General features: G+C 37.8%; 1 protein-coding gene. It reads right to left on the reverse strand.

Annotated features, from left to right (window positions below):
* Positions 1 to 73 precede the first annotated feature (73 nt).
* Positions 74 to 1,309: a lipoprotein-releasing ABC transporter permease subunit gene (locus QZ265_RS10865; protein ID WP_296406090.1), complete on the reverse strand. Its 1,236-nt coding sequence runs from the start codon at positions 1,307 to 1,309 to the stop codon at positions 74 to 76.
* Positions 1,310 to 1,544: the final 235 nt, after the last annotated feature.

Below are 1,544 nucleotides of genomic sequence, written 5' to 3' on the forward strand. Positions count from 1 at the left end.
TTGTTTTAAAAGGACTGTATCTAGTACTTAAATTCTTATTCTTAATTTTTATTCTTATACTAATTAATACGCATTATTCATAGCGTAAGGTTTGTGCAGGCTGGATTTTTGCAGCACGGCGTGCAGGATAAATGGTAGCTAAAAAACTCAATAAAAATGAAGTACTAGTAATAATCAGTACATCAGTCCAACGAAGCTCAGTCGGTAAATAGTTAATAAAATAGGCATCGAATAGATGCAAATTAAAGACTTGATTCACCCATCCTAATAATTGTCCAACTGTTAAAGCTAGAACCACGCCTAAAATCGTACCCGCCACAGTACCAATAACACCGATGACCAATCCTTGCACCATGAATACTTGGGTAATTAATTTGGGTGAAGCACCGAATGTTTTTAAAATGGCAATATCAGCTTTTTTATCAGTGACTAGCATTACTAAACTTGACACAATATTAAAAGCGGCCACAATAATGATTAAGAACAGCAATAAGCCTACCATTGCTTTTTCCATCTGAATAGCACCGAACAAATTACCATGCGTTTGGGTCCAATCACTTGGAAACAAGTTCTGAGGATCAATATTGGCTGCACGTTGAGCCACTTGAGGGGCTAAGAAGAGATTATTCAACTTCATGCGTACGCCTTGCGCCCCTGGAGGCAAACGAAGCAAAGTTGCCGCATCACCCATTGGAATAAATGCCACAAGATTATCCACCTCACGGCTTATACTAAATACCCCAGTTAAAGTAAATCGCTTAAACCTTGGAATAACCCCAGCTGGTGAAGGAGAGGCTTCCGGCATCACTAAAGTCACCTTGTCACCAATCTGAAGGCCTAAAGCCTCAACCATACTTTCACCTAAGACGATACCAAATTCACCATCTTTTAAAGTATCTATATTGCCTTCAACCATGTGTTGATTAATAATTGACACATTTTTTTCGTACTGAGGCTCCACACCTGTCACCATGATACCGGCGACTTGACCATTTGCAGTTAACATCCCTTGTAATTGAATAAAGGGCGCTACCGCAGTGACCTCTGGATCTTTTTTGATCGTATTAGCAAGGCTTTTCCAATCAGAAATAATTTCACCAGAACTAACAGTTGCCTGCGGAACCATGCCTAAAATTCTAGACTTAAGCTCACGATCAAATCCATTCATCACAGATAACACAGTGATTAATACCGCTACTCCTAGGGTTAATCCAACCATAGAAATTAGTGATATTAAGGAGATGAAGCGGTTTCTGCGTTCAGCACGCGTATAACGTAATCCTAAAAACAAGGCCAATGGACGAAACATAATTCAGACTCTTAACCGATTTAAAGTAAATCAATTGAATGATTAATAATTAAATAACTATAATGAGAAATAAAACAAGTATAGCTGATAACAAGTACAAGTAAAAAAGTACAGCTAGCTAAAAGTGTTGCTAGCTAAAAGCACAGCTAAATAATAAAGCCCATAGTTTGACACAAATACTGCTTACTTGGCTATGTTTGATTGGTGCATTTATTTTTATATCTCACTTGATACA

Origin of the sequence: Psychrobacter sp., from assembly GCF_018260395.1 — a bacterium.
GTDB lineage: Bacteria > Pseudomonadota > Gammaproteobacteria > Pseudomonadales > Moraxellaceae > Psychrobacter.

Excerpts from the sequence above, each read along its gene's own strand:
- QZ265_RS10865 (WP_296406090.1), bottom strand. The coding sequence starts at position 1,309 with ATGTTTCGTCCATTGGCCTTGTTTTTAGGATTACGTTATACGCGTGCT.